The sequence below is a fragment of the Streptomyces sp. NBC_00873 genome (assembly GCF_045207415.1).
GTDB lineage: Bacteria > Actinomycetota > Actinomycetes > Streptomycetales > Streptomycetaceae > Streptomyces.
Window position 1 is genome coordinate 6,290,471 of the sequence record NZ_CP108803.1, and the last position, 26,164, is coordinate 6,316,634.

Annotated in this window: 24 protein-coding genes and 1 pseudogene; 18 read left to right on the forward strand and 7 right to left on the reverse strand. The window is 70.4% G+C overall.

Features of this window, described 5'->3' with window-relative positions:
• The first annotated feature begins 12 nt into the window (after positions 1-12).
• On the forward strand, positions 13-1,005 hold the full coding sequence (locus tag OH809_RS28970; RefSeq protein ID WP_406516293.1) for an adenosine deaminase: 993 nt from the start codon (positions 13-15) through the stop codon (positions 1,003-1,005).
• Here OH809_RS28970 and OH809_RS28975 read toward each other — a convergent pair.
• Positions 969-2,327, reverse strand: a complete 1,359-nt coding sequence (locus OH809_RS28975; RefSeq protein WP_406419286.1) for an MFS transporter — start codon at positions 2,325-2,327, stop codon at positions 969-971. The two genes, OH809_RS28970 and OH809_RS28975, sit on opposite strands and share 37 nt — an antisense overlap.
• Before the next feature lie 349 nt (positions 2,328-2,676).
• On the opposite strand from OH809_RS28975, the gene OH809_RS28980 reads away from it, so the two are divergent.
• The 9 genes and pseudogenes from OH809_RS28980 to era all read left to right on the forward strand — a co-directional run bounded on the left by OH809_RS28980 (position 2,677) and on the right by era (position 10,226).
• Positions 2,677-3,786, forward strand: coding sequence for a carbohydrate kinase family protein (locus tag OH809_RS28980; RefSeq protein WP_406419284.1), 1,110 nt, complete (start codon positions 2,677-2,679; stop codon positions 3,784-3,786).
• Positions 3,787-3,922: 136 nt separating this feature from the next.
• On the forward strand, positions 3,923-4,939 hold the full coding sequence (locus OH809_RS28985) for a PhoH family protein (RefSeq protein ID WP_406419282.1): 1,017 nt from the start codon (positions 3,923-3,925) through the stop codon (positions 4,937-4,939).
• Positions 4,940-4,951: 12 nt separating this feature from the next.
• Positions 4,952-5,449: an rRNA maturation RNase YbeY gene (gene ybeY / locus OH809_RS28990; protein ID WP_406419280.1), complete on the forward strand. Its 498-nt coding sequence runs from the start codon at positions 4,952-4,954 to the stop codon at positions 5,447-5,449.
• A complete protein-coding gene (locus OH809_RS28995; RefSeq protein ID WP_406419278.1) occupies positions 5,446-6,738 on the forward strand; it encodes a hemolysin family protein in 1,293 nt (430 codons plus the stop codon). The genes ybeY and OH809_RS28995 overlap by 4 nt, the downstream gene beginning before the upstream one ends.
• The gene (locus tag OH809_RS29000) at positions 6,735-7,088 is read left to right on the forward strand and encodes an MmcQ/YjbR family DNA-binding protein (RefSeq protein WP_406419276.1); all 354 of its coding nucleotides are present in this window, start codon (positions 6,735-6,737) and stop codon (positions 7,086-7,088) included. The genes OH809_RS28995 and OH809_RS29000 overlap by 4 nt, the downstream gene beginning before the upstream one ends.
• 97 nt (positions 7,089-7,185) lie before the next feature.
• The gene (locus OH809_RS29005; protein ID WP_406419274.1) at positions 7,186-7,539 is read left to right on the forward strand and encodes a cytidine deaminase; all 354 of its coding nucleotides are present in this window, start codon (positions 7,186-7,188) and stop codon (positions 7,537-7,539) included.
• A gap of 75 nt (positions 7,540-7,614) precedes the next feature.
• Positions 7,615-8,169, forward strand: a pseudogene (locus OH809_RS29010) (beta-xylosidase); the annotation flags it as partial.
• An 87-nt stretch (positions 8,170-8,256) separates the two neighbouring features.
• Positions 8,257-9,201, forward strand: a complete 945-nt coding sequence (locus OH809_RS29015; protein ID WP_406515834.1) for a WxL protein peptidoglycan domain-containing protein — start codon at positions 8,257-8,259, stop codon at positions 9,199-9,201.
• 50 nt (positions 9,202-9,251) lie between these two features.
• A complete protein-coding gene (gene era / locus OH809_RS29020; RefSeq protein ID WP_393299175.1) occupies positions 9,252-10,226 on the forward strand; it encodes a GTPase Era in 975 nt (324 codons plus the stop codon).
• 509 nt (positions 10,227-10,735) lie between these two features.
• Here era and OH809_RS29025 read toward each other — a convergent pair.
• Both OH809_RS29025 and OH809_RS29030 read right to left on the reverse strand, forming a co-directional pair.
• Positions 10,736-11,002 carry a protealysin inhibitor emfourin gene (locus OH809_RS29025; protein ID WP_406419269.1) on the reverse strand — a complete coding sequence of 89 codons (267 nt, stop codon included), beginning with the start codon at positions 11,000-11,002 and terminating at the stop codon, positions 10,736-10,738.
• Between the two features lie 117 nt (positions 11,003-11,119).
• Complete coding sequence (locus tag OH809_RS29030) at positions 11,120-12,196, reverse strand: M4 family metallopeptidase (RefSeq protein WP_406419268.1); 1,077 nt, start codon at positions 12,194-12,196, stop codon at positions 11,120-11,122.
• Positions 12,197-12,490: 294 nt separating this feature from the next.
• Between OH809_RS29030 and leuA the strand changes: the two genes are divergently transcribed.
• The 7 genes from leuA to OH809_RS29065 all read left to right on the forward strand — a co-directional run bounded on the left by leuA (position 12,491) and on the right by OH809_RS29065 (position 21,066).
• Entirely contained in the window at positions 12,491-14,287 is a 1,797-nt protein-coding gene (gene leuA, locus OH809_RS29035) for a 2-isopropylmalate synthase (protein ID WP_406515835.1), read from the forward strand.
• Positions 14,288-14,467: 180 nt separating this feature from the next.
• On the forward strand, positions 14,468-15,172 hold the full coding sequence (locus OH809_RS29040; protein ID WP_406419264.1) for a TerB family tellurite resistance protein: 705 nt from the start codon (positions 14,468-14,470) through the stop codon (positions 15,170-15,172).
• A 218-nt stretch (positions 15,173-15,390) separates the two neighbouring features.
• A complete protein-coding gene (locus OH809_RS29045) occupies positions 15,391-17,433 on the forward strand; it encodes an MMPL family transporter (protein ID WP_406419262.1) in 2,043 nt (680 codons plus the stop codon).
• Positions 17,434-17,465: 32 nt separating this feature from the next.
• The gene (locus OH809_RS29050; protein ID WP_406515836.1) at positions 17,466-18,683 is read left to right on the forward strand and encodes a sensor histidine kinase; all 1,218 of its coding nucleotides are present in this window, start codon (positions 17,466-17,468) and stop codon (positions 18,681-18,683) included.
• Complete coding sequence (locus OH809_RS29055) at positions 18,680-19,363, forward strand: response regulator (RefSeq protein ID WP_406419258.1); 684 nt, start codon at positions 18,680-18,682, stop codon at positions 19,361-19,363. The genes OH809_RS29050 and OH809_RS29055 overlap by 4 nt, the downstream gene beginning before the upstream one ends.
• 101 nt (positions 19,364-19,464) lie before the next feature.
• Positions 19,465-20,211, forward strand: coding sequence for a DNA repair protein RecO (recO, locus tag OH809_RS29060; RefSeq protein ID WP_037698093.1), 747 nt, complete (start codon positions 19,465-19,467; stop codon positions 20,209-20,211).
• A gap of 27 nt (positions 20,212-20,238) precedes the next feature.
• The gene (locus tag OH809_RS29065) at positions 20,239-21,066 is read left to right on the forward strand and encodes an isoprenyl transferase (RefSeq protein WP_406419256.1); all 828 of its coding nucleotides are present in this window, start codon (positions 20,239-20,241) and stop codon (positions 21,064-21,066) included.
• A gap of 49 nt (positions 21,067-21,115) precedes the next feature.
• Here the strand turns inward: OH809_RS29065 and OH809_RS29070 are convergent, their stop codons facing one another.
• The 4 genes from OH809_RS29070 to OH809_RS29085 form a co-directional block, all read right to left on the reverse strand.
• Positions 21,116-21,550 (reverse strand): transcriptional repressor, encoded by a 435-nt coding sequence (locus tag OH809_RS29070; RefSeq protein ID WP_037698100.1) that lies wholly within the window; start codon positions 21,548-21,550, stop codon positions 21,116-21,118.
• A 65-nt stretch (positions 21,551-21,615) separates the two neighbouring features.
• Positions 21,616-22,524, reverse strand: a complete 909-nt coding sequence (locus tag OH809_RS29075; protein WP_406419254.1) for a metal ABC transporter permease — start codon at positions 22,522-22,524, stop codon at positions 21,616-21,618.
• 2 nt (positions 22,525-22,526) lie between these two features.
• A complete protein-coding gene (locus OH809_RS29080; protein ID WP_406419253.1) occupies positions 22,527-23,309 on the reverse strand; it encodes a metal ABC transporter ATP-binding protein in 783 nt (260 codons plus the stop codon).
• Positions 23,310-23,347: 38 nt separating this feature from the next.
• Positions 23,348-24,301, reverse strand: a complete 954-nt coding sequence (locus OH809_RS29085; RefSeq protein ID WP_406419251.1) for a metal ABC transporter substrate-binding protein — start codon at positions 24,299-24,301, stop codon at positions 23,348-23,350.
• Between the two features lie 209 nt (positions 24,302-24,510).
• Here OH809_RS29085 and OH809_RS29090 point away from each other — a divergent pair, with 209 nt between their 5' ends.
• On the forward strand, positions 24,511-25,893 hold the full coding sequence (locus OH809_RS29090; RefSeq protein WP_384136712.1) for a glycine--tRNA ligase: 1,383 nt from the start codon (positions 24,511-24,513) through the stop codon (positions 25,891-25,893).
• Positions 25,894-26,164: the final 271 nt, after the last annotated feature.

The following is a 26,164-nucleotide window of genomic DNA, read 5'->3' on the forward strand; positions in this document are numbered from 1 at the left end:
AGCGAGCAACCCGTGCAACTCCCCAAGGCAGAACTCCACCTCCACATCGAAGGAACCCTCGAACCCGAGCTGGCCTTCGCCCTCGCCGAGCGCAATGGCGTGGAGCTGCCGTACGCGACCAGCGAAGAGCTGCGCACCGCCTATCTCTTCGACGATCTGCAGTCCTTCCTGGACCTCTATTACGCGCTGATGGCCGGCCTGCGCACCGAGGAGGACTTCGAGCAGCTCGCCGACGCCTACCTCACCCGCGCGGCCGCCCAGGGCGTCCGCCACGCGGAGATCTTCTTCGACCCGCAGGCGCACACCGCCCGCGGCGTCCCGATCGGCACCGTCGTCGAAGGACTAGGCCGGGCGCTCGACCGCAGCGAGGAGACCCATGGCATCTCCACCCAGCTGATCATGTGTTTCCTGCGCGACCAGTCCGCCGAATCGGCCCTGGAGACCCTCGACGCCGCGAAGCCGTACCTGCACCGGATCAGCGCCGTCGGCCTGGACTCGGCGGAGGTCGGGCATCCGCCCGCGAAGTTCCGTGAGGTGTACGAGGCGGCCGGGGCGCTCGGGCTGCGGAAGGTCGCACACGCCGGGGAGGAGGGTCCGCCGGAGTACATCCGGGAGGCGCTCGACGTCCTCGGGGTCGAGCGCATCGACCACGGACTGCGCTGCATGGAGGACCCGGACCTGGTGAAGCGGCTCGCAGCCGACCGGGTGCCGCTCACCCTCTGCCCGCTGTCCAACGTACGGCTGCGCGCAGTCGACACCCTGGAGCAGCACCCGCTGCGGGCGATGCTGGACGCCGGGCTGCTCTGCACGGTGAACTCCGACGACCCCGCGTACTTCGGCGGATACGTCGGAGACACCTTCCATGCCGTCCACGAGGCGCTCGGACTGGAGCGTGAGCAGCTGCGCACCCTGGCCCGGAACTCCTTCGAGGCGGCCTTCCTCGACCACGACGAGGAGCGCAGGTCGCGCTACCTGTCGGAGGTCGAGGCGTACGCGTTCGACTGACCGTCCGCGCCCGAAGGACCGGCCGTCCGGAACGCGTTCCTGCCGAGGCGCCTGCGGCGCAGCGCGGGCATGCTGATCTCCGTGACGGCCTGTTCGGGCGCGCCCATCCTGGGCACCGCGCCGGGCAGCGTGCCGGTGGTCGCGGCGAGCAGCGCCGCGGGAGCGCCACCTCGGCGGCGGACCGAACCGGGCACCAGCGGACGGCCGCCGGTGTGCAGCGCGACGGCCGTGACCGGGGCGGCGACCAGCAGGGTCACGGCGCCCAGGATCAGGCCCATCACCGGGTAGCCGGCCGTCTCGGACAGCACACTGCCGAGGACCGGGCCGCAGGCCACGCCGACGGACGACGCGGAGCCCGCGAGGACCGCCCAGCGGCCCCGTACATCCAGTGAGGCGGCCAGACCGATCAGATACGACAGGACCACCGGGTAGACGGTGTTCCACGTGATCTCACCGGTGGCGAACGAGCCGAGCCCGGCGGCCGACGAGCTGAGCACGATGCTGCCCGCGATGATCACGGTGCCGAGACCGATCGGGACGGCCCGGCCGAGTCTGGCGCCCAGCACTCCGGCGCCCATCACGCCGAGCAGGCCGGCGCCGAGCGCGGCGGCGAACACCGCGCCGATGGTGACCTCGGAGAGCCCGGCCTGGGACACGCCGATCCGGCTGCTGACCCCCCATAGGGCGTTCTGCGCCATCGACCAGACGAGCATGCCGCCCGCCAGCACCAGACCGGAGCGGCGGTGCGGCAGCCGGCCGCCCACCGGTGCCGTCGAACCGGTGGGCGCCGAGCCGCCGAGCCGCGCGGTGGCGGGCCAGACGAGCAGGGCGACCAGGGCGATCGAGGCGAACGGCAGCCGGTGGCCGCCAGTCAGGTGAGGGATTGTCAGGTAGAGGGCGCCCGCGGTCGCGGAGACGCTCAGCAGGCCCAGGGACGAGGTCCGGTGCGGATCACGCTGTGCGGCGATACCGGCCGCGGCCACTGCCGTCGCCGTACCCGAGCCGAGCCCGCCGATCACCGCGCCCATGACCACGAGGGGCACGGACCCGGCCAGTGCGGCGCAGCCGTAGCCCACCACGGCCAGCGCGAGTCCGGCCCGCGCCGGTCTCCGCGACCCGTACCGCTCGACACGGCCCGCCAGTGTGAACCCGGCGGTGGCCGAACTCAGCAGGAGCGCGCTGCCGACCAGACCCGCCTGGGCCGCGCTGAGGCCCAGATGGGCGGAGAGCCGGCCGACGATGGTGGGGAGCAGATAGGCGGCGAGGTAACCGGCGGTGAACACGGCGACCAGGGGCCACGCGGCGCGAGGGCGCGGGGACATGGGCGTTCCTGAAGACATGCCGGAGGAGGCAGGGAAGGCGGGGAGGGGTACAGCGGGGGGACGTGGCACTCGTCGGTGTCGATCGCGACGGCGCGTGCGGGCCAATTTGTATCAAGTGCGCACGGCCGACCGAAAGGCGTCCCTGAGTGATCTGGGTCACATTGGTGTTTGCTGCCTTACGAAGCGGGTAACAGCGCATGTTTACGCAGGTCAGTGTCGGTGTGCGCGGACCCGGGGCGCGTCAGGCACCGGTCCGGCTCACGCCCGCCCGGTGCGACGGCGCGGACCCGCCGGTTGCAGGGGCGAATCGGGCACACTGGCCGGATCTGCCACGACCGGGGAGTGCAAGGTGAGCACAGACAATCCAGGCATCGACCCACTGGACGGGCTGCGTGCCCCGCAGGACCCGGACTGCGATGTGTTCCTCACCGGCACGGTCTTCCTCGACATCGTCTTCACCGGCCTGGACAGCGCCCCGGTCCGCGGCACCGAGTCCTGGGCGCGCGGCATGGGCTCCAGCCCCGGCGGCGTCGCCAACATGGCCACTGCGCTGGCCCGGCTCGGACTGCACACCTCGCTCGCCGCCGCGTTCGGCGACGACCACTACGGGGAGTACTGCTGGGACGCCCTCGAACAGGGCGAGGGCATCGACCTCTCGATGTCGCACACCGTCCCCGGCTGGCACTCACCGGTGACCGTCTCCATGGCGTACGAGGGCGAGCGGACGATGGTCTCGCACGGACATGAGGCCCCGCCACCCGCCGCCCCCTCGCGCGCGGACCGGGCCTTCCCGCGCTGCCCGCCGCGCGCCCGCGCCGCCGTCGCCTCGCTGACCCCCGGCCGCAGCGAGCCGTGGGTCGCCGTCGCGGCCCGGCACGGCGCCCGGATCTTCGCCGACGTCGGCTGGGACGAGACCGGCCGCTGGGACCTGGACGCGCTGCCCGACCTGCAGCACTGCCAGGCGTTCCTGCCCAACGCGGAGGAGGCGATGCGCTACACCCGTACCGACTGCCCCCGTGCCGCCGCCCGCGCCCTCGCCGAACGGGTGCCGCTCGCCGTCGTCACGCTGGGCTCGGAGGGTGCCTACGCGGTGGACGCGGCGACCGGTGTCACCGCCGAGGTGCCCGCGATCGAGGTCGAGGCCCTCGACCCGACCGGCGCGGGCGATGTCTTCGTCGCCGGATTCGTCACCGGCACCCTGGCGGACTGGCCGCTGGCCGACCGGCTGGCCTTCGCCGGACTGACCGCGGCGCTCTCCGTCCAGGAGTTCGGCGGGTCCCTGTCGGCGCCGGGCTGGGCGGAGATCGCCGCCTGGTGGCAGCGGGTCCGCACCTGCGACGGGCAGGATCCGGCGGCCCTCCAGCGGTACGCGTTCCTGGAGCATCTGCTTCCCGCCGCCGCCCGGCCGTGGCCGCTGCGCCGGGCCGTACCGACGATCGGCTTCCGCCATCCCGCGTGACGCGGGCACGGATGTTCGCACCGTGTGCGAAAAAGCCCTCGGTGTTGTCCGTGCGGAGTCGTAGGCTTGGTTCCAGAGGTTGTCGAGCGGCGAGAACCCTGCAACGGGAGGTATGTGCAGGCCTGAGGGCCGGCCCATGACTCAGACACCCACACAGCCGCAGGCGCGTGCCCAGATCAGGATCCCGGCCGCACACCCCATGGTGATGCTCCTCGGATCGGGCGACTCCCTGCTGCGCGTGATCGAATCGGCTTTCCCGGCGGTCGATATCCATGTCCGGGGCAACGAAATCCGAGCCACGGGTGACGCAGCAGATGTCGCCCTCATTCAGCGCTTGTTCGACGAGATGATGCTCGTGCTCCGCACCGGGCAGCCGATGACGGAGGACGCAGTGGAACGGTCGATCGCCATGCTCCGGGCGAGTGGCAACGGGCAGGGGGAGCCGCAGGGCGAGACGCCCGCCGAGGTGCTCACGCAGAACATCCTCTCCAACCGCGGTCGCACGATCCGCCCCAAGACGCTCAATCAGAAGCGCTACGTCGACGCCATCGACAAGCACACGATCGTCTTCAGCATCGGGCCCGCCGGTACCGGCAAGACGTATCTCGCCATGGCGAAGGCGGTCCAGGCCCTGCAGTCCAAGCAGGTCAACCGGATCATCCTGACCAGGCCCGCCGTCGAGGCGGGCGAGCGGCTCGGGTTCCTGCCCGGCACGCTCTTCGACAAGATCGATCCGTATCTGCGCCCGCTCTACGACGCGCTGCACGACATGCTCGACCCCGACTCGATCCCGCGGCTGATGGCGGCGGGCACGATCGAGGTGGCGCCGCTGGCGTACATGCGCGGACGGACCCTCAATGACGCGTTCATCATTCTCGACGAGGCGCAGAACACCAGCGCCGAGCAGATGAAGATGTTCCTGACCCGGCTCGGCTTCGACTCGAAGATCGTCGTCACCGGTGACATCACCCAGGTCGACCTGCCGAGCGGCACCAGGAGCGGTCTGCGCCAGGTCCAGGACATCCTGGAAGGCGTGCCGGACGTGCACTTCTCCCGGCTCACCTCCCAGGATGTCGTCCGGCACAAGCTGGTCGGCCGTATCGTCGACGCGTACGAGAAGTACGACAACCGAGACAGCCACAAACGGAAGTAGTCGCAGCGCACCATGTCGATCGACGTCAACAACGAGTCCGGAACCGAGGTCGACGAGCAGGCGATCCTCGACATCGCCCGCTATGCGCTCGCACGGATGCGGATCCACCCGCTCTCCGAACTCTCGGTGATCGTGGTGGACACCGACGCCATGGAGCAGCTCCACATCCAGTGGATGGACCTGCCGGGTCCGACGGATGTCATGTCCTTCCCGATGGACGAACTGCGTCCGCCGGCGAAGGACGACGAGGAGCCCCCGCAGGGGCTCCTCGGTGACATCGTGCTCTGCCCGGAGGTCGCGAAGAAGCAGGGCGAGGACGCGGAGACCCGGCACTCCATGGACGAGGAGCTCCAGCTCCTCACCGTCCACGGGGTGCTGCATCTGCTGGGGTACGACCACGAGGAGCCGGACGAGAAGACCGAGATGTTCGGTCTCCAAGCGGCGATCGTGGACGGCTGGCGCGCCGAGCACGGACTGACCGGTCCGTCGCCCGCCCCCACCGTCTCGTGAGCGTCCCCCTCGTCCTGGGCGCCGTTCTGCTGGTCGTGTTCGGCTGGCTGGCGGCCTGCGCCGAGGCGGGCATCGCCCGCACGTCGAGCTTCCGGGCGGCCGAGGCGGTGCGCTCCGGGCGGCGTGGCAGCGACAAGCTGGAACAGGTCGCGGCCGACCCGACCCGCTATCTCAATGTCGCCCTGCTCGTGCGGGTCGCCTGCGAGATGTCGGCCGGCGTGCTCGTCACGTACGCCTGCCTGAAGGAGTTCCCGGAGACCTGGGAGGCGCTGGCCGTCGCGATGGGCGTGATGGTCCTCGTGTCGTACGTCGCCATCGGCGTCTCGCCGCGCACCATCGGGCGGCAGCACCCGCTGAACACGGCGACGGCGGCGGCGTACGTGCTGCTGCCGCTCGCCAGGATCATGGGCCCGATCCCGCAGCTGCTGATCCTCCTCGGCAACGCGCTCACCCCCGGCAAGGGGTTCCGCAAGGGCCCGTTCGCCAGCGAGGCGGAACTGCGGGCGATGGTCGACCTCGCCGAGCAGGAGTCGCTGATCGAGGACGAGGAGCGGCGCATGGTGCACTCCGTCTTCGAGCTCGGCGACACGCTGGTGCGCGAGGTGATGGTGCCGCGGACGGACCTGGTCTGCATCGAGCGGTCCAAGACGATCCGGCAGGCGCTGACCCTGGCCCTGCGCTCCGGGTTCTCCCGGATCCCGGTCACCGGGGAGAACGAGGACGACATCGTCGGGATGGTCTACCTCAAGGACCTGGTCCGCAAGACGCACATCAACCGGGAGTCGGAGGCCGATCCGGTCTCCACGGCGATGCGTCCTGCGGCGTTCGTGCCGGACACCAAGAACGCCGGTGATCTGCTGCGCGAGATGCAGCAGGAACGCAGCCATGTCGCTGTCGTCATCGACGAGTACGGCGGCACGGCGGGCATCGTCACGATCGAGGACATCCTGGAAGAGATCGTCGGTGAGATCACCGACGAGTACGACCGTGAGCTCCCGCCCGTCCAGGAGCTGGAGAACGGCCGCTTCCGGGTGACCGCCCGGCTCGACATCGGCGACCTGGGCGAGCTGTTCGGGGTCGGCGCCTTCGACGACGAGGACGTGGAGACGGTCGGCGGACTCCTGGCGAAGGCGCTCGGCCGGGTGCCGATCGCCGGGGCTTCCGCGGTCGTCGATCTGCCTGACGGGCGTCGGCTGCGGCTGACCGCGGAGTCCCCGGCGGGGCGCCGGAACAAGATCGTCACGGTACTGGTGGAGCCGGTGGTGCCGGAGGAGGCGGCAGCGGAATGACTCCGCAGGAGTTGAGGGCGTTCTGCCTGGAGTTCAACGCGAGCGTCGAGGAGTTTCCGTTCGGACCGGAGACCTCGGTGTTCAAGGTGCTCGGCAAGATGTTCGCGCTCAGCACGCTGGACGCACGGCCGCTCACGGTCAATCTGAAGTGCGATCCGGATGACGCGGTGCGGCTGCGGGAGGAGCACGCGGCGATCGCCCCGGGGTGGCACATGAACAAACGGCACTGGAACACGGTGACGGTGCCGGGAGTGCCGGGGCGGCTGCTGCGGGAGCTGATCGAGGACTCGTACGACTTGGTGGTGTCGGGGTTGCCGCGGGCGGAGCGGCTGCGGCTGGACCGGGGGTAGAGCGGGCCCGAGGTCCGGGGCGCCGCGCCGGACCCGCCGGGTGACAAGGTGACCGCCCGCGTGCCGGTCCCGGCCGTCCGCTTCGTATGCTCGGCACATGACTGAGAGCACCGAACTCGGCCCCGAGGACCGCAAGATCGTCACGCTGGCGCGCAGCGCCCGCGCCCGCAACGGTGTGCCGGAGGGCGCGGCCGTACGGGACGAGACCGGACGTACGTATGTCGCGGGCACCGTACAGCTGGAGTCGCTGAAGCTGAGCGCCCTGCAGACCGCCGTCGCGATGGCGGTGGCCAGCGGCGCCACTTCTCTGGAGGCGGCCGCGATCGTCTCCGAGGCGGAGACCCCGTCGGACGCGGACCGCGCGGCGGTGCGGGACCTGGGCGGGCCGCAGACCCCGGTGCTGCTGGCCGGACCGGACGGCGCGGTGCGGGTCAGTGTGACGGCCGGCTGACCTCGGATGTCGTCAGGATCCCTGGGGAGCAGGGATCTTGACAGCACCTGATGGCCCATCAGTCGGTGCATTCCGGCGACCACCGGCATCGTCGCGTACGAGGGCTCCGGCTGGGACGCCGACAAGGGCGCGGGCCCGCAGGCATACACCGTCACCGGTGGCGGCGGGGAGATCCCCGGCGACAGCCAGCGACTCACCTCGTCCGTCAAGGCGGGCACCCTGTCCATGGCCCAGGCCGACGACACCGTCGAGATGTCGGCGGTCGACTTCGGCACGGGCGGCGCCTCCCGCGGCTCCCTGCAGACGGTGACGGTCAAGGACTTCCGCGGCGGCCCCGCGGGCTGGTCCCTGACCGGCAAGGTCACCGACTTCAGCGGCCCCGGCGGTGCGACGATCGGCGCCTCCGCGCTCAGCTGGACCCCGGTCTGCGCGACAAAGCCCGGCAGCCCGAGCACCTGCGCCGCAGGTTCCGAGGGTTCGGTCGGCAGCGCGGGCGCCACCCTGGCGTCCACCCCGAACGGGGCGTTCACCGGCGGTGAGTTCACCGTCGACGCCCGGCTTGCCCTGGACGTACCGGCGTACACCGCGACCGGCACGTACTCCGGCGTGCTGACGCTCACCCTCACCTGAGCGTCGGTCCCCGACTGACCGGTGGGTCGGGCGGCGAACCCGGCCGGCCCACCCCGTCCGTACCGAGCACCCTGGGGGTTCCGCACCGTGCGCAAGCTGTACGTACTCCTCCTGGCCGCCGTTCTGCTGCTGGCCGGCGCACCCGCGGGCCATGCCGCCGACAACGGCAGCTGGTCCGTCTACCCGGCCACCACGAAGCTCGGGCAGCGCCCGTACTTCTATCTCTCCGCCGACCCCGGTGCCACCCTCACCGACAAGGTCACCGTCACCAACAAGACCGCCGAGCCGCTGACCTTCCGGCTGTATGCCGCCGACACCTACAACACCGAACGCGACGGCGGGTTCGCCGTCCGCTCCCCGGACGAGAAGCAGCGTTCCGTCGGCGCCTGGGTGAGGACCGGCCGCGACAAGGTCACCGTCAAACCGCACGGCTCCGTCACCGTGCCGGTCACCGTCACCCTCCCGGAGACCGCCGAGCCCGGCGACCACCCGGGCGCCCTCGTCGCCCTCGACGAGCGCATCGCCCCCGCCGACCGGGGAGCCGTCGCCGTCGGCATCCGGAAAGCGGTCGGCGCCCGGATCTGTCTCCGGGTGAACGGGCCGGCGATGCCCGCGCTGTCCGTCGACGATGTCACCATCGAGCACACCCAGCCGCTCGTCCCGGGCACCGGAAAGAGCCGGGCCGTCATCTCGTACACCCTCCACAACCGCGGGAACGTCACCCTCAACCCCAAGGTCGCCCTCAAGGCCCAGGGGCTCTTCGGCCGTACCCTGCTCGCCCGCGACCTGAAGAAGATCCCGTCCGAGCTGCTGCCCCGCCAGGAGGTCCGGCTGACCGAGCAGTGGGCCGACGCGCCGCAGCTGGAATGGGGCGAGATCGAACTGACCGCGAGCGCCCGCGACACCCACGAGTCCGCCGCCGCCCGGTACATCGCATTGCCCTGGCTGATGGCCGCGGTCCTGCTGGTGATCGTCGGCGGCGGTACGGGGATGTGGATACGGGCCCGGCGGAGCCGCATCCGTAGGGCCTGAGACGACAGCAGGCCGCCCGCTGTGCGGCGGGGCCGCCGGGATCGGGGACAATGGGCGCCATGAGCGCTCGACCGAACCCAGAAGCTGCTGCGCAGCAGGCTGAGAACAACGCCCCCCACCGGGCCGGCTTCGCCTGCTTCGTGGGCCGCCCCAACGCGGGCAAGTCCACCCTTACGAACGCTCTGGTCGGCCAGAAGGTGGCGATCACCTCCAACCGGCCCCAGACGACCCGCCACACGGTGCGCGGCATCGTGCACCGCGAGGACGCACAGCTGATCCTGGTCGACACCCCCGGCCTCCACAAGCCGCGCACGCTGCTCGGCGAGCGGCTGAACGACGTCGTGCGGACCACCTGGGCCGAGGTCGACGTCATCGGTTTCTGCTTGCCCGCCGACCAGAAGCTCGGCCCCGGCGACAAGTTCATCGTCAAGGAACTCGCGGGCATCAAGAAGACCCCGAAGATCGCGATCATCACCAAGACCGACCTGGTCGACTCCAAGCAGCTAGCCGAACAGCTGATCGCCGTCTCCCGTCTCGGCGAGGAGCTCGGCTTCGAATGGGCAGAGATCATTCCGGTCTCCGCGGTGAAGGACAGCCAGGTCGACCTTCTCGCTGACCTGATCGCGCCGCTGCTCCCCGAGAGCCCGGCGCTCTACCCGGAGGGCGACCTCACAGACGAGCCCGAGATGGTGATGGTCGCGGAGCTGATCCGGGAGGCCGCGCTCGAAGGCGTACGCGACGAGCTGCCGCACTCGATCGCGGTCGTCGTCGAGGAGATGCTGCCGCGCGAGGACCGGCCCGCGGACAAGCCGCTGCTCGACATCCACGCGAACGTGTACATCGAGCGGCCCAGCCAGAAGGGCATCATCATCGGCCCGAAGGGCAAGCGGCTGAAAGAGGTCGGCACGAAGTCGCGCAAGCACATCGAGGCGCTGCTCGGCACGCCGGTCTTCCTGGACCTGCACGTGAAGGTCGCCAAGGACTGGCAGCGTGATCCGAAGCAGCTGCGCAAGCTGGGGTTCTGAGCGCCGGCGGAGTCCGGCGGCCGGAGGCCGGCGCAGCCGCCCGAAGCCGTTGAGACCCCTGAGGTCGAGGGGCTCACAACTGCTGGGCGCGCACGTCGTTTTGGTGAACGTGGACACGATGGGGTGAACGGTGTGACGAGCTGCGGGTATGCCCGGCGGGGTGTGCGTAGCGTTCTCGGTGCGATCTGGGACGCCGGGTGTGGCGTCAGCAGTCGGGGCCCCCGTGTCACCAGCGAGATGGTTCGGGGCCTCCCCGTCGCCTCTGGCCACACCCATATGGCCAGGTCGTAGGAATTCCGCCCGCCCGGGACGGACCGCATACGGGATATGCGTCGCCGACCGGGACGCGAAAGCGGAGTACCAGTGCGCCCAAGACCGTTCGGGGCGTACCGGTGAGCCGGGACTCACTCCTGCTCACTGCCCAGGAACGGTGCGAGGGTGGCCGTGGGGGTGTTTTCGAAGCGGCTGCGCAAGCCGGGGTTCTGAGACGGGTCAGCTGTGCGCTGATCTCACGCGCCCTCCTTGAGGACGCGTGAGATCAGTGCGCGCTGGGCGTCGGTCAGGTGCGGATCCGCGCAGTGCGCGGTGCGGTCGTCGACCGTGATCCGGTACCGGAAGCCGTCCGGTACCCCGGGCGGTGCGGTGCCGCGGCCCGCCGCGAGTGCGGATTCGGCCAGGGCTTCCCACTCCGCTGCGTCGGTGAGGTCCGAGGTGTCGATCTCGCGGTGGCGGGCGATGCCGGTGAAGCCGCCGGTGCGGGTGACCTGGATCCGCATGGTTCGACTCCTCTCAGGTTGTTTCCGGGGCTCTGCCCCGGATCCCGCTCCTCAATCGCCGGAGGGGCTTGTTCTTGGCCGGGCTCCGGCGATCGAGGACAGGAACCGTGACCGGGCCTACGCGGACGGCACGCCCACCTCCGACCATGCCTTCCGTACCGCTTCCAACTCGTCGCCCTCGCCGAAGCGGTCCCTTGCCGCCTCGACCGTCAGGCGGGCGAAGTCCGTGAACTCCGCGTCCGCGGCCAGGCGGCGGCCCGTGAGGACGTCGAACCAGAGCTGTCCCGCCCGCTCCCACGCGTTGCCGCCGAGTGCCGTGGCCAACAGGTAGAAGGCACGGTTCGGGATGCCGGAGTTGAGGTGTACACCGCCATTGTCCTCGGTGGTGTGGATGTAGTCCTCCATCGACGCGGGCTGCGGGTCCTTGCCGAGCACGTCGTCGTCGTACGCCGACCCGGGCGCCTTCATCGAGCGCAGCGCCTCGCCCTGCACCCGTGGGGCCAGCAGACCTGCACCGATCAGCCAGTCCGCCTGGTCGGCGGTCTGGCCCAGTGAGTACTGCTTCACCAGGGAACCGAAGACGTCCGACATGGACTCGTTGAGCGCGCCGGACTGGCCGAAATAGCTCAGGTTGGCCGTGTGCTGGGTCAGCCCGTGCGTCAGCTCGTGGGCGATCACATCGATGGCGACGGTGAAGTCGAGGAAGATCTCCCCGTCCCCGTCGCCGAAGACCATCTGCTCGCCGTCGAAGAAGGCGTTGTTGTACTTCTCGTCGTAGTGGACGGAGCCGATCAGCGGCAGCCCGTTGCCGTCGATCGAATGGCGGCCGTACGCCGTGAGCAGCAGTTCGAAGGTGGCGCCGAGTCCCGCGAACGCGCGGTTGACGCTCGCGTCCCTCGTCGGCTCCTCGCCCTCGCCGCGGACCTTGAAGCCCGGCAGCTGCGTGCCGTGGCGGCAGTCGTAGAGCGTGCGCTCAGGCTTGTCGGACAGCTGGTCCGCCGTCGCGGGGCCCGGTGCGGGGGTGACGAGGGTGGCCATCTGGCGGCGGGTGCGCCGGGCGGCGTCGCCCTCCAGGGTGCGGCGGGCCGGACCGGCCAGATCGGGGTCGTCGGCTTGTGACAGCTTGTCGAGTACGTGGGGCGGCACGATCGTGCAGAAGACGGGCTGGAACCCGTGCTGAGGTCGAGGCTGCATGGGTTCGACTGTGGCACTGCGTCATCGTGATGTCACTGTTTGCCATCAGGATTGAACAAATGGAGTGATCGATCACTGTTTACCCGTTACCGAGGTCCGGTCCCGCATACTGATACGCGACGGACGTCTCGGGCGCCTCTCGGTTAGTCTCGTCGCATCATGCGTTTCGGGCTGCTTCTTCTTAGCTGCCGCGGCGAGGGCCTGTAGTCGTAGGCCGACCCCCTCCCCGCGGAGTCTGGTGTTGCAGCGACACAGTCGGCCGTCCCACCGCTGGACCCCGAGGAGCCGTACGCCATGACCACCGCGAATCCCGCTCAGACCCCCGCCGAGAACGCCGTCGGCCGGCCCACGCCGATCACCAACGCCACTCAGCTGCAGAAGCCGTCCGGGATGCCGGTCCACAAGTACGGCCGGTACGAGGCCGTCGAGATCCCCGACCGCACCTGGCCGGACAACCGGATCACCGTGGCGCCCCGCTGGCTCTCCACCGACCTGCGTGACGGCAACCAGGCACTGATCGACCCGATGTCGCCGGCCCGCAAGCGCGAGATGTTCGATCTGCTCGTACGCATGGGGTACAAGGAGATCGAGGTCGGCTTCCCGTCCTCCGGCGAGACCGACTTCGCGTTCGTGCGCTCCATCATCGAAGAGGGTGCGATCCCCGAGGACGTGACGATCTCCGTCCTGACCCAGGCCCGCGAGGAGCTGATCGAGCGAACTGTTGAATCGCTGGTCGGTGCGCGGCGCGCCACGGTGCACCTGTACAACGCCACCGCTCCCACCTTCCGCCGCGTGGTCTTCCGCGGTTCGAAGGAGCAGGTCAAGCAGATCGCGGTGGACGGCACCCGACTGGTCATGGAGTACGCGGAGAAGATCCTCGGCGACGAGACGATCTTCGGCTACCAGTACAGCCCGGAGATCTTCACCGACACCGAGCTGGACTTCGCCCTGGAGGTCTGCGAGGCCGTCTGTGACGTCTGGCAGCCCGAGGAGGGCCGCGAGATCATCCTCAACCTGCCTGCCACCGTGGAGCGTTCGACGCCGTCCACGCACGCGGACCGGTTCGAGTGGATGTCGCGCAACCTGTCGCGCCGCGAGCACATCTGCCTGTCGGTCCACCCGCACAACGACCGCGGCACCGCCGTCGCCGCCGCCGAGCTGGCGATCATGGCCGGAGCGGACCGGATCGAAGGCTGCCTGTTCGGCCAGGGCGAGCGCACCGGCAACGTCGACCTGGTGACGCTGGGCATGAACCTGTTCTCGCAGGGCGTCGACCCGCAGATCGACTTCTCGCAGATCGACGAGATCCGCCGCACCAGCGAGTACTGCAACCAGATGGAGGTCCACCCGCGGCACCCCTACGCGGGCGACCTGGTCTACACCGCCTTCTCCGGCTCCCACCAGGACGCCATCAAGAAGGGCTTCGACGCCATGGAGGCCGACGCGGCCGCCCAGGGCAGGACCGTCGACGACATCGAGTGGGCGGTGCCGTACCTGCCGATCGACCCGAAGGACGTCGGCCGCTCGTACGAGGCGGTCATCCGGGTCAACTCGCAGTCGGGCAAGGGCGGAATCGCCTACGTCCTGAAGAACGACCACAAGCTGGACCTGCCGCGCCGGATGCAGATCGAGTTCTCCCGGATCATTCAGGCCAAGACCGACGCCGAGGGCGGCGAGGTCACGCCGACGCAGATCTGGTCCACGTTCCAGGACGAGTACCTGCCCAACCCGGAGAATGCTGCGGCTCAATGGGGTCGCGTACAGATCCGCTCCGGTCAGACCACGACCGGTTCCGACGGCCAGGACACGATCACCGTCGACGCGACCGTGGACGGCGCGGACACCGTGCTGACCGGTACCGGCAACGGTCCGATCTCCGCGTTCTTCGAAGCGCTGCAGGCCATCGGCATCGACGCCCGTCTGCTGGACTACACCGAGCACACCATGAGCGAGGGCGCGAGCGCCCAGGCCGCCTCGTACATCGAGTGCGCGATCGACGGAAAGGTCCTGTGGGGCATCGGCATCGACGCCAACACCACGCGGGCCTCGCTGAAGGCGGTCGTCTCCGCGGTCAACCGCGCGACCCGCTGACCCCGCGCCCGAAAGGGCGTAGAACCGCACGGCCGACGGACCCCGCCCACCCGCTCCAGGGGGCGGGGTTCGGCCATCTCCCGACGGTTGTGACGAGCGAGGTGCTGACGTCACATCGCGACTGTGGTTAACATCACGTCAACACGGCAATGTTGCCGGAGCGTTACGGAGGTGTGCGAAGTGCGGTCAGCCCTGGGACAACGCGCCATAAAGCTGCGTATCTGCGGCATCCGCACCACCTGGGACGCCGTCGGTGACGGCGAGTTCTTCTGCCCCGGCTGCGGCGGCGACCGCAACTACCGCCGTCTCACCGGCCGTCGCCGCTTCGCCGTGCTCGGCGTGCCACTGCTGCGCCGCGGCACCGTGGGCCCCGTCGTCGAATGCGCCGCCTGCCGGACCCACTTCGGCACCGACGCGCTCGACCACCCCACCACCACCCGGTTCTCCGCGATGCTCCGGGACGCCGTCCACATCGTCGCGCTCGGCATCCTCGCCGCCGGTGGCACCGCCTCCCGCACCGCGTTGGAGACGGCGGCGGCCACCGTGCGCGGCGCCGGGGTCGACGACTGCACCGAGGACCAACTCTCCACCGTCGTCGAGGTCCTCGCCGCCGACATCGGACACGGCTCCGCGTTCGACGCCGCCGCCGAGGCGTGCGGCGCCGCCCTCGCCATCGAGCTCCACGAGGCGCTGGAACCCCTCGCCCCGCACCTGGCGCCCGGCGGACGCGAATCGATCCTCCTGCAGGGCGCCAGGATCGCGCTCGCCGACGGCCCGTACAGCCAGGCGGAGCGCGAGGTGCTGACCACGGTCGGCGCCGCGCTGCAGCTCTGCCCGCAGGACACGGCCCGGCTGCTCGCCGCGGCGGCGCGCACCCCCTCGTGACATACACCGCTCCGCACCGCGCCCGTACTCCCGCGGGAGTACGGGCGCCTCTTCGCCCACCCCGGCAGTAGCCGCGAAGTCGGCCCCCAGCGCGACGAATCGGCCCCCGGCGGCCGGGAGTCTGGACACGTACCGGACAACCGGACGAAGGGGGGCCCGTGATGAGGGCCGTAACAGAAGACAGCGGCACACCGCACCGGGCGGGTAGCCAAAGACGCATGCTGCCCTGGGCGGTCCTCGCGCTCTGGGTCGCCGTGATCGCGCTCGCCGGGCCGCTGGCGGGCAAGCTCGCCGACGTACAGACCAACCGGGCCGTCGACTACCTGCCGGCGAGTGCCGACTCCACGCAGGTGGCGAAGATCCAGGACGCGCTGCCCGGCGGGGAGTCCACCGATCTCGTCCTCGTCTACCACCGCGACGGCGGTCTGACCGCCGCCGACCGGGCCACGGCGGCCCGGCAGGCCGCCGCGCTCGCGGGCGGCCACACCCTGACCGGCACCCCCAGGGGCGTCCCGGCCAAGGACGGTACGACGCTGATGTACCCCGTCTCCTCGACCGAGCCCGGCCAGGACGACGAGGCCAGGAAGGCGTTCGTCGACGAGGTGCGCGACGTCGCCAAGGGCGGCGGCGGGCTGAGCGTCGAGGTGGGTGGCCCCGGGGCGCTGGTCGTCGACTCCCAGGAGGTCTACACGTCGCTGGGCGGACCGCTGCTCTACACGACCGTCGCCGTCGTGGCGATCCTGCTGATCGTCATCTACCGCAGTCCGCTGCTGTGGCTGGTGCCGCTCGTCGTCGCGGGCGTCGCCGACGCGCTGTCCATGGCCGTCGTCTACGGCCTCAACCGGGGCTTCGACGTCACCGTCACCGGCCAGAGCTCCGCCGTGATGACCATCCTCGTCTTCGGCGCGGGCACCGACTACGCGCTGCTGCTCGTCTCCCGCTACCGCGAGGAACTGAGCCGCGCCGCACGGCCGTACGACGCCATGGCCGCCGCCCTGCGCGGCTGCGGACCCGCTGTCCTCGCCTCCTCCGGCACCGTCGCCGCGGGCCTCCTGTGCCTGCTCGCCGCCGACCTCACCAGCAGCCGCGGCATGGGCCCCATCGCCGCTGTCGGCGTGCTCTGTGCGCTGCTCGCCATGCTGACGCTGCTGCCCGCGCTCCTTGTCCTGCTCGGCCGCCGGGTGTTCTGGCCGCTCGTCCCCGCGTACGGCAGCACGCCCGGGCGACGGCGTTCACTGTTCGCCGCGATGGGCAGTTCGGCCGGACGCCGGCCCGTCGCCGTACTCGCCTGCGGCGGTGTGCTGCTGGGGGCGCTGGCGCTCGGCGCGTTCAACATGCCCGGAGACCTGAAGCAGGAGGACTCCTTCACCAGCAAACCGGACTCGATCTCCGCGATGGAGACACTTGCCGCCGCCTACCCCGAGCGGTCCACCCAGCCGATCACCGTGATCGCCCCCACCGACCGGGTGGCCGAGACCATGGCGAAAGCCCGCGACACCGACGGTGTCGCCGCCGTCGAACGCGGCCGCAGCGGCGGCGGCTGGACCGAACTCTCCGTCGCCGCCACCGACGCCCCCGAGTCCGCGGGCGAACAGGCCACCATCAAGGCCCTGCGCGACGGACTGGACGGCAGCCATGTCGGCGGCCCCAGCGCCCAGCAGATGGACCTGGAGACGGCCGACGCCCGGGACCTGAAGATCGTCGTCCCGCTCGTCCTCCTCTCCGTCCTGCTGATCCTGATCGCGCTGCTGCGCAGCCTCGTCGCCCCGTTGCTGCTCGTCGCCGCAGTCGTCGCCGTCTGGGGCGCCGCCCTCGGCATCGGCGGCCTGGTCTTCGAACCGGTCCTCGGACTGAAGGGCGCCGATCCCGGACTGCCGCTGCTCTCCTTCGTCTTCCTGGTGGCGCTCGGCGTCGACTACGGCATCTTCCTGATGCACCGGGTCCGCGAGGAGGCGCTCTCCGGCGCCGAACCGACCGCAGCCGCACTCACCGCCCTGCGCACCACCGGCGGTGTGATCGCCTCGGCCGGACTGGTGCTCGCGGCCACCTTCGCCGTCCTGACGAACATGCCGATGGTCAGCCTGGTCGAGATGGGCTTCGTCATCGCGGTCGGTGTCCTCCTCGACACCTTCGTCGTCCGCACCTACCTGGTGACCTCGGCGAGCGTGGCACTCCAGCGCACCATCTGGTGGCCGGGGAAGCTCAGCCGGACGCCCGCCGCCCCCGGGCCGCGCGAGCCCGAACTCGTACGGAACCCGTGACGGTGCCCGTGCGCGTACCGGAGGATGGCGGCGTGTCCCGATCCACGCGCCGGCGCGAACGCATCCTGGCGGTCGTCAACCGCGACCCCCTGCATGCACCGCACAAGACGCGCACCGACGCCCTCGTCGCGGGGGGCGCCGGTGCGCTCTCCGCCGTCCTCGCCCTCACCACCGACCAGGCGCGGACGCCGGACGCGCTCGGCTGGGTGCTGCTGATCGCGAGCGCCGTACCGATCGTGTGGCGACGGCGCAGCCCACTGCTCGCCCTGCTCGCCATGATTCCGGTCCTGGTGCCGTACCACGCGCTCGACAACGCGCATGCGGCACCGATGCCGCAGACCTGGATCGCCCTCTACACGGTGGCGGTGACCGGACGGCCGCTGCGCACGCTGCTGACCGGGATCGGTGTGCTCTCCGTCATGGTGACGGTGGTGCTCACCATCAACGCCCATGAAGGCCTGCAGCTGCTGCGGATCTCCGGGTGGATCATCGCCGTGCTGTTCTGCGGCGTCGATGTGCGCATCTACCGCCAGTACGTCGCCTCCGTGCTGGAGCGCGCCGAACGCGCCGAACGGACCCGCGAGGAGGAGGCCCGGCGCCGGGTCGCCGAGGAGCGGCTGCGGATCGCCCGCGACCTGCACGACCTGCTGGCCCACAGCATCACCCTGATCGGCGTCCAGACCTCGGTGGCCTCGCACATCCTGACCGTCGACCCGGACCGGCTCGACCGGCAGGCGGTCGCCCAGTCGCTGGAGGACATCGCCGACACCTGCCGGGGGGCACGCGCCGAACTGCGCACCACCCTGCAGGTGCTGCGCGGCGACGGACACGAGGCGGACGGACCGCTGCCGGACCTGGCGGCGCTGCCCGGTCTCGTGCGGGCCGCGGAGGCCGCCGGGGCCCGGGTCGACCTGGCTGTCCGCACACCGGGCAGCAGGGTGGCCCCGGCGACCGGCGCGGCCGCTTACCGGATCGTGCAGGAGTCGCTGACCAACGCGCTGCGCCATGCCGGACCCGAGGTACGGATCACGGTGGCCGTCGAACCGGACGGCCGTGGCGCACTGAGCGTCAAGGTCACCGACGACGGCGCAGGACCCCGGGCGAACGGCCCGGCACCCGGGTTCGGCATAGTCGGGATGCGCGAACGCGCACGCAGCACCGGCGGCACGCTGACGGCCGGGCCGGGCCCGGCCGGGGGCTTCGAGGTCGCGGCGGTGCTGCCCTGCCACGAGGGGGAGACCGCGCCATGATCCGCGTACTGCTCGCCGACGACCAGACCCTTGTCCGGGCGGCGTTCGCGATGCTCGTCGAGTCGGCGTCCGACATGGAGGTCGTGGCACAGGCGGGCACCGGCCTCGAAGCGGTCGGCCTGGCCCGCACGCACCGGCCCGACATCGTCGTCATGGACATCCGCATGCCGGAGCTCGACGGCATCGAGGCGACCCGGCTGATCGCCGCCGACGGGGAACTCGCCGGGGTGAAGGTGCTGGTCCTGACCACGTACGACACCGACGAGCATGTCGTCGAGGCGCTGCGCGCGGGCGCCTCGGGCTTCCTGGTCAAGGACACCAGGCCCGCCGAACTCCTCGCGGCGATCAGAACGGTGTCGGCGGGCGAGGCCCTGCTCTCGCCCGGCCCGACCGCCCGGCTGATCTCCCGTGTGCTGCGCGGGCCCGGGCTGCCGTTCCGGGGCGCCCCGAGCGGTCCGGACTGCCTCTCGGACCGGGAACGGCAGGTGCTCGGCCTGGTCGCGCGCGGACTCAACAACACCGAGATCGCCGAGACCCTGGGCCTCAGCCCGCTCACCGCCAAGACCCACGTCAGCCGGATCATGGGCAAGCTGGGCGCCCGGGACCGGGCGCAGCTGGTCATCGTGGCGTACGAGTCGGGGCTCGCGGTACCGGCCGGCGGTGCGGCCGACGGAAGCTGACACCGCCCCCCAATTGCCGGTCGGTCTGAACCGGGGCGCCCGTCGCGGGCGGTCTTCCGGGGCGGGCCCGCTCCGGCGGCTGCGTACAGGACAATGGGCGCATGAGCTTGTTCCGGGACGACGGCGTGGTGCTGCGCACGCAGAAACTGGGCGAGGCCGACCGGATCATCACGATCCTGACCCGCGGCCACGGCCGGGTGCGGGCCGTCGCACGCGGGGTGCGGCGTACAAAGTCCAAGTTCGGCGCCCGCCTCGAACCGTTCTCCCATGTGGACGTGCAGTTCTTCGCCCGCGGCAGCGAGCTGATCGGCCGCGGACTGCCTCTCTGCACCCAGAGCGAGACCATCGCACCGTACGGGGGCGGCATCGTCACCGACTACGCCCGGTACACCGCGGGCACCGCGATGCTGGAGACCGCCGAGCGCTTCACCGACCACGAGGGCGAGCCCGCGGTCCAGCAGTACCTGCTGCTCGTCGGAGGGCTCCGCACCCTCGCCCGCGGGGAGCACGCCCCGAACCTGATCCTCGACGCCTTCCTCCTGCGTTCCCTCGCGGTCAACGGCTACGCACCCAGCTTCGAGGACTGCGCGAGGTGCGGAATGCCCGGTCCGAACCGGTTTTTCTCCGTCGCGGCGGGCGGCGTCATATGCGGCGACTGCCGGGTGCCCGGCAGCGTCGTACCCTCAGCTGAGGCCGTCGCCCTGCTGAGCGCGCTGCTCACCGGTGACTGGGAGACGGCCGACGCGTGCGAGGCGCGGCATGTCAGGGAGGGGAGCGGGCTGGTGTCCGCCTATCTGCACTGGCATCTGGAGCGCGGACTGCGCTCGTTGCGATACGTAGAGAAGTAACACAGGCACAGGGAGACGAGACAGCTCATGGCAGTACGCGGGATCCTCGGTGGCCGTAACAGGCGTACGTACAAGACCCCCGAGCCGCACCCCTCCGGGGCAACGCCCCCGAAGATCCCCGGCGAACTGGTGCCCAAGCACGTCGCCGTCGTCATGGACGGGAACGGCCGCTGGGCCAAGGAGCGGGGTCTCCCGCGCACCGAGGGCCACAAGGTCGGCGAGGGCGTCGTCATGGACGTCCTCAAGGGCTGCATAGAGATGGGCGTCAAGAACCTCTCTCTGTACGCCTTCTCCACCGAGAACTGGAAGCGCTCCCCGGAGGAAGTGAAGTTCCTGATGAACTTCAACCGGGACGTCATCCGCCGCCGCCGCGACGAGATGGACGAACTGGGCATCCGCATCCGCTGGGTGGGCCGGATGCCGAAGCTGTGGAAGTCCGTCGTCCAGGAGCTCCAGGTCGCCCAGGAGCAGACCAAGGACAACGACAGGATGACGCTGTACTTCTGCGTCAACTACGGCGGCCGGGCCGAGATCGCCGACGCCGCGCAGCGCATCGCGGAGGACGTCGCGGCCGGAAAGCTGGACCCCGCGAAGGTCAACGAGAAGACCTTCGCGAAATACATCTACTACCCGGACATGCCGGACGTGGACCTCTTCGTCCGCCCCAGCGGCGAGCAGCGCACCTCCAACTACCTGATCTGGCAGAGCGCGTACGCCGAGATGGTCTTCCAGGATGTGTTGTGGCCGGACTTCGACCGCCGTGACCTGTGGCGGGCCTGCCTGGAGTACGCCCAGCGCGACCGGCGTTTCGGCGGCGCGGTGGAGGCGGCGGAAAAGACCGAACCGACGGCCTGACCCTGCCGGAATGGAGGAGCGGGAACCCGGGGGCGCAGCCCCCGGAGGGTCACCCCGTCGCCGTCGCGCACTCCGCACACGTACCGAAGACCTCCACCGTGTGCGCCACATTCACGAACCCGTGCTGCGAGGCGATCGTCTCCGCCCACTGCTCCACCGCGGGACCCTCGACCTCGACCGCCTTGCCGCAGACCCGGCACACCAGATGGTGGTGGTGCTCGCCGGTGGAGCACCGCCGGTAGACGGACTCACCGTCCGTCGTGCGCAGAACGTCCACCTCGCCCGCGTCGGCGAGGGACTGCAGGGTGCGGTAGACGGTGGTCAGCCCGACCGAGTCACCGCGGTGCTTGAGTACGTCGTGCAGCTCCTGGGCGCTGCGGAACTCGTCCACCTCGTCGAGCGCCGCCGCCACCGCGGCCCGCTGCCGGGTCGACCGGCCGCGTACCGGGGCTGCGTTCGTTCCACTGATCGGCGCCGTCGCCACAGGTGCCTCCTCGTGTCGCCCGTACATGTGTCGGGCCATTGTGCCAGCCCGCCCGGGCGCCGGGGTCAGACCCGGACGCCGTTCGTGGCCGGGCGGGCAGCCGGTACTTCCTGAGTCTCCTCTTCCAGGGTGCACTCCGCCGAGACCGCATCGCTGCTGCGGGCGCGCCTTCTGGCCAGCGGCGTGGCGAGCAGGGTCAGCACGACGAAGACGCCGATGGCCAGCAGCACGATGGTCGCCCCGGGCGGTACGTCCTGGTAGTAGGAGGTCACGGTGCCGGCCAGGGTGACCGCCGTACCGATGACGACGGACAGCACGAACGTCACCTTGAAGGACTTCGAGATCTGCTGCGCCGCGGCGACCGGGACCACCATCAGCGCACTGACCAGCAGCAGACCGACGACCCGCATCGCCACGGTGACGGTCACCGCCGCCGTGACCGCGATCAGCAGATTGAGTGCGCGTACCGGCAGTCCGGTGACCCGCGCGAACTCCTCGTCCTGACTGACCGCGAACAGCTGTCGCCGCAGCCCCAGCGTCACCAGCAGCACGAAGGCGGCGAGCAGGCAGATCGCGGTGATGTCCTCGGACGAGACCGTGGAGAGGGAGCCGAAGAGGTACGAGGTGAGGTTGGCGTTGGAGCCGGTGTCGGAGAGGTTGATCAGCAGCACACCGCCCGCCATACCGCCGTAGAAGAGCATGGCCAGCGCGATGTCGCCGCGCGTGCGTCCGTACCAGCGGACCAGTTCCATGACGATCGAGCCGACGACGGCGACGGCCGTGGCCATCCAGACCGGGCTGGTGGAGAGCAGGAAGCCGAGACCGACACCGGTCATCGCGATGTGGCCGATGCCGTCGCCCATCAGGGCCTGGCGGCGCTGCACGAGGTAGATGCCGACGGCGGGGGCGATGACGCCGACCAGTACGGCGGCGAGCAGGGCCCGCTGCATGAAGGGGGGCTGGAGAAATTCCATGATCAGGTCAGCAGTCCCGTCCGGACGGGCTCGGAAGCCGCATGGGGGTGTACGTGGTCGTGGCCGGGCAGCGCGTGCTGGCCGACGGCCTTCGGGGGCGGCCCGTCATGCATCACACAGCCGTCGCGGAGGACGATCGCGCGGTCGATGAGGGGTTCCAGCGGGCCCAGCTCGTGCAGGACGAGCAGCACGGTGGTGCCGGCCGTCACCTGCTCGCGCAGCGTCTCGGCGAGGATCTCCTGGCTGGCCAGGTCGACGCCGGCCATCGGCTCGTCCATGATCAGCAGCTCGGGCTCGGCGGCGAGTGCCCGGGCGATCAGCACCCGCTGGTGCTGACCGCCGGAGAGGGCGCTCACCGAGTCCCCGGCCCGGTCGGCGAGGCCGACGAGCGCGATGGCGTGGTCGACGGCGGCCCGGTCCGCCTTGCGGAGCAGCCCCAGCTTCGTACGGGACAGCCGCCCGGCGGAGACGACCTCGCGGATGGTGGCGGGAACTCCGCCGGCCGCCGTGGTGCGCTGCGGTACGTAGCCGATCCGTGCCCAGCTGCGGAAGCGGCGCAGGGGGGTGCCGAACAGCTCGACCGAGCCGCCGGTGAGCGGGACCTGGCCGATGACGGACCGGACGGCGGTGGACTTGCCGGAGCCGTTGGCGCCGAGCAGCGCGGCGACCTCGCCGCGGTGCACGGTGAGGTCGATGCCGCGCAGCACGGGCCGCGCGCCGAGGGTCGCGGTGGCTCCGCGCAGGGCTATCACGGCGTCGGGCTGGGTGCTCTCGGGCTCGGGCATGAGCGCCTCCGATGCTGCTGTGGCGGGTGTTACGAGGGTCACTTCGCACCGAGCGCCTTCTGGAGGGCGGCGAGGTTGGACTGCATGACCTCGAAGTAGTTGTCGCCCTTGGACTTGTCCGTGATTCCCTCGAGCGGGTCGAGGACGCCGGTCCTCAGGCCGGTGTCCGCCGCGACGGTCTTCGCGGTCTTGTCACTGGCGAGGGTCTCGAAGAAGACCGTGGTGGCCTTGCTCTTCTCCGCGATGGTGTGGATCTCCTGGATCCGGGCGGGGCTGGGCTCGGCCTCGGGGTCGATGCCGGCGATGCCCTCCTGGACCAGGCCATAGCGCTCGGCGAGGTAGCCGAAGGCGGAGTGGGTGGTGATGAACGTCTTGGTGGCGGTGTTCCTCAGGCCCGTCTCGTACGCCGTGTTCAGCGCGTCGAGCTTCTTGACCAGGGCGTCCGTGTTCTTGCGGTAGTCCGCGGCGTGGCCTGGGTCGGTCTTCTCCAGGGACGCGCCGACGCCCTTGGCGACCTCGGCGTACTTCACCGGGTCCAGCCAGATGTGCGGGTCGGCCCCGGCGCCGTCGCCCTTGTGGTCGTGGCCGTGCTCGTCGCCGCCGGTCTCGGTGCCGTGGTCCTCCAGCGTGGTCAGCTTCGCCGCGTCGACGCTGTGGGTCGACGCGGACAGCTTGATCGCGTCGTCGACGGCGGGCTGGATACCCTTGAGGTAGAGGATGTAGTCGGCGTCGCCGAGTCCGCCGATCTGCCGCGGACTGAGCTCCAGGTCATGCGGCTCGACGCCCGGCTTGGTCAGCGTGCTGACCGAGACGTGGGTCCCGCCGATCTCCTCGGCAAGGAACTGCATGGGATAGAACGACGCCACCACATTCAGCTTGTCGCCGGGCTTGCGGTCGGCGGCGTCCGACGTGGAGCAGGCGGAGAGGGCCGTGAGCCCGAGGGCGACTGCGCCGGCGACGGCAGCGGTGGGTATGAGGCGGCGTATGTTCATGACAGTCATTTTCAACAAAATTGGAAACGATTGTCAACAAGGCTGATGGGGGTGCCCACTGGGTGAGCCGTCCGCACACCGATTTGATCCGGAGGGCGTGCCCGCCGGTAATCTGAAGCATTCGCCCGCCCGTCTCCCGACCACCACCCCCCACCGAGGCGCTTCGCGCCACCCCTGTCCAATTTCGTCGTCGTAATGAAGAGAGCACCGTGGCCGCCGACAAGATCGACTCCATCGTCAGCCTGAGCAAGCGCCGTGGCTTCGTTTACCCCTGCAGTGAGATCTACGGTGGCCAGAAGGCCGCCTGGGACTACGGGCCGCTGGGCGTGGAGATGAAGGAGAACCTCAAGCGCCAGTGGTGGCGCTACATGGTCACTTCGCGCGAGGACGTGGTCGGTCTCGACTCGTCGGTCGTCCTGGCCCCCGAAGTGTGGGTCGCCTCCGGCCACGTCGCCACGTTCACCGACCCGCTGACCGAGTGCACCTCCTGTCACAAGCGCTTCCGCGCGGACCACCTGGAAGAGGCGTACGAGGAGAAGCACGGCAAGCCGCCCGTCAACGGCCTCGCCGACCTCAACTGCCCCAACTGCGGCAACAAGGGCACCTTCACCGAGCCCAAGCAGTTCTCGGGTCTGCTCTCCACGCACCTCGGCCCGACCCAGGACTCCGGCTCGGTCGCCTACCTGCGCCCCGAGACCGCGCAGGGCATCTTCACCAACTTCGGTCAGGTGCAGCAGACCTCGCGCAAGAAGCCGCCGTTCGGTATCGCGCAGATGGGCAAGTCCTTCCGGAACGAGATCACTCCGGGCAACTTCATCTTCCGCACCCGCGAGTTCGAGCAGATGGAGATGGAGTTCTTCGTCAAGCCGGGCGAGGACGAGCAGTGGCACGAGTACTGGATGGAGCAGCGCTGGAACTGGTACACGGACCTGGGCCTGCGCGAGGAGAACATGCGGTGGTTCGAGCACCCGAGGGAGAAGCTCTCCCACTACTCCAAGCGCACCGCTGACATCGAGTACCGCTTCCGCTTCGGCGGCAGCGAGTGGGGCGAGCTGGAGGGCGTCGCCAACCGCACGGACTACGACCTCAAGGCCCACTCCGCCGCTTCCGGCACGGACCTGTCGTTCTTCGACCAGGAGGCCGGCGAGCGCTGGACTCCGTACGTCATCGAGCCCGCGGCCGGTGTCGGCCGTTCGATGCTCGCCTTCCTCCTCGACGCCTACATCGAGGACGAGGCGCCCAACGCCAAGGGCGTCATGGAGAAGCGCACCGTGATGCGCCTCGACCCGCGCCTCGCGCCGGTCAAGGTCGCGGTGCTGCCGCTGTCCCGCAACCCGCAGCTGTCGCCGAAGGCCAAGGGCCTCGCGACCGACCTGCGGAAGAACTGGAACATCGAGTTCGACGACGCCGGCGCCATCGGTCGCCGCTACCGCCGCCAGGACGAGATCGGTACGCCGTTCTGCGTCACCGTCGACTTCGACACCCTCGACGACAACGCGGTCACGGTGCGCGAGCGCGACACCATGAAGCAGGAGCGCGTCTCGCTGGACCAGATCCAGGCGTACCTCGGCGCCCGTCTGCTCGGCTGCTGACGCATCACGGTTCCACCGCGAAGCCCCCGGTTCCTCGTACGGAACCGGGGGCTTCGTTGCACACTGGGCACCATCCGACCCCGCCGCCGGCCAGTGCCGCAGCTGCGACGGGGCGGGTTCCGTGTGCTTCGCGCGGGCAGGCCGAAAACCGGGTGCCGCACCCGGTGCGGCCGGGGTACGGTTCCCGCATGTCTTCCTTCTTCCAGATCTACGAGTGAGAGCGCGGCGGGCCCACCACCCGCCGCCCACCGGATCGATTCCAGGTCGCTCA

Excerpts from the sequence above, each read along its gene's own strand:
- OH809_RS29080 (WP_406419253.1), bottom strand. The coding sequence starts at position 23,309 with ATGCCCGAGCCCGAGAGCACCCAGCCCGACGCCGTGATAGCCCTGCGC.
- recO (WP_037698093.1), top strand. The coding sequence starts at position 19,465 with ATGAGCTTGTTCCGGGACGACGGCGTGGTGCTGCGCACGCAGAAACTG.
- OH809_RS29030 (WP_406419268.1), bottom strand. The coding sequence starts at position 12,196 with ATGCAGCCTCGACCTCAGCACGGGTTCCAGCCCGTCTTCTGCACGATC.
- OH809_RS29005 (WP_406419274.1), top strand. The coding sequence starts at position 7,186 with ATGACTGAGAGCACCGAACTCGGCCCCGAGGACCGCAAGATCGTCACG.
- ybeY (WP_406419280.1), top strand. The coding sequence starts at position 4,952 with ATGTCGATCGACGTCAACAACGAGTCCGGAACCGAGGTCGACGAGCAG.
- leuA (WP_406515835.1), top strand. The coding sequence starts at position 12,491 with ATGACCACCGCGAATCCCGCTCAGACCCCCGCCGAGAACGCCGTCGGC.
- OH809_RS29025 (WP_406419269.1), bottom strand. The coding sequence starts at position 11,002 with ATGCGGATCCAGGTCACCCGCACCGGCGGCTTCACCGGCATCGCCCGC.
- OH809_RS28975 (WP_406419286.1), bottom strand. The coding sequence starts at position 2,327 with ATGTCCCCGCGCCCTCGCGCCGCGTGGCCCCTGGTCGCCGTGTTCACC.
- OH809_RS29065 (WP_406419256.1), top strand. The coding sequence starts at position 20,239 with ATGGCAGTACGCGGGATCCTCGGTGGCCGTAACAGGCGTACGTACAAG.
- OH809_RS29075 (WP_406419254.1), bottom strand. The coding sequence starts at position 22,524 with ATGGAATTTCTCCAGCCCCCCTTCATGCAGCGGGCCCTGCTCGCCGCC.
- OH809_RS29085 (WP_406419251.1), bottom strand. The coding sequence starts at position 24,301 with ATGAACATACGCCGCCTCATACCCACCGCTGCCGTCGCCGGCGCAGTC.
- OH809_RS28985 (WP_406419282.1), top strand. The coding sequence starts at position 3,923 with ATGACTCAGACACCCACACAGCCGCAGGCGCGTGCCCAGATCAGGATC.
- OH809_RS29045 (WP_406419262.1), top strand. The coding sequence starts at position 15,391 with ATGCTGCCCTGGGCGGTCCTCGCGCTCTGGGTCGCCGTGATCGCGCTC.
- era (WP_393299175.1), top strand. The coding sequence starts at position 9,252 with ATGGGCGCCATGAGCGCTCGACCGAACCCAGAAGCTGCTGCGCAGCAG.
- OH809_RS29000 (WP_406419276.1), top strand. The coding sequence starts at position 6,735 with ATGACTCCGCAGGAGTTGAGGGCGTTCTGCCTGGAGTTCAACGCGAGC.
- OH809_RS29055 (WP_406419258.1), top strand. The coding sequence starts at position 18,680 with ATGATCCGCGTACTGCTCGCCGACGACCAGACCCTTGTCCGGGCGGCG.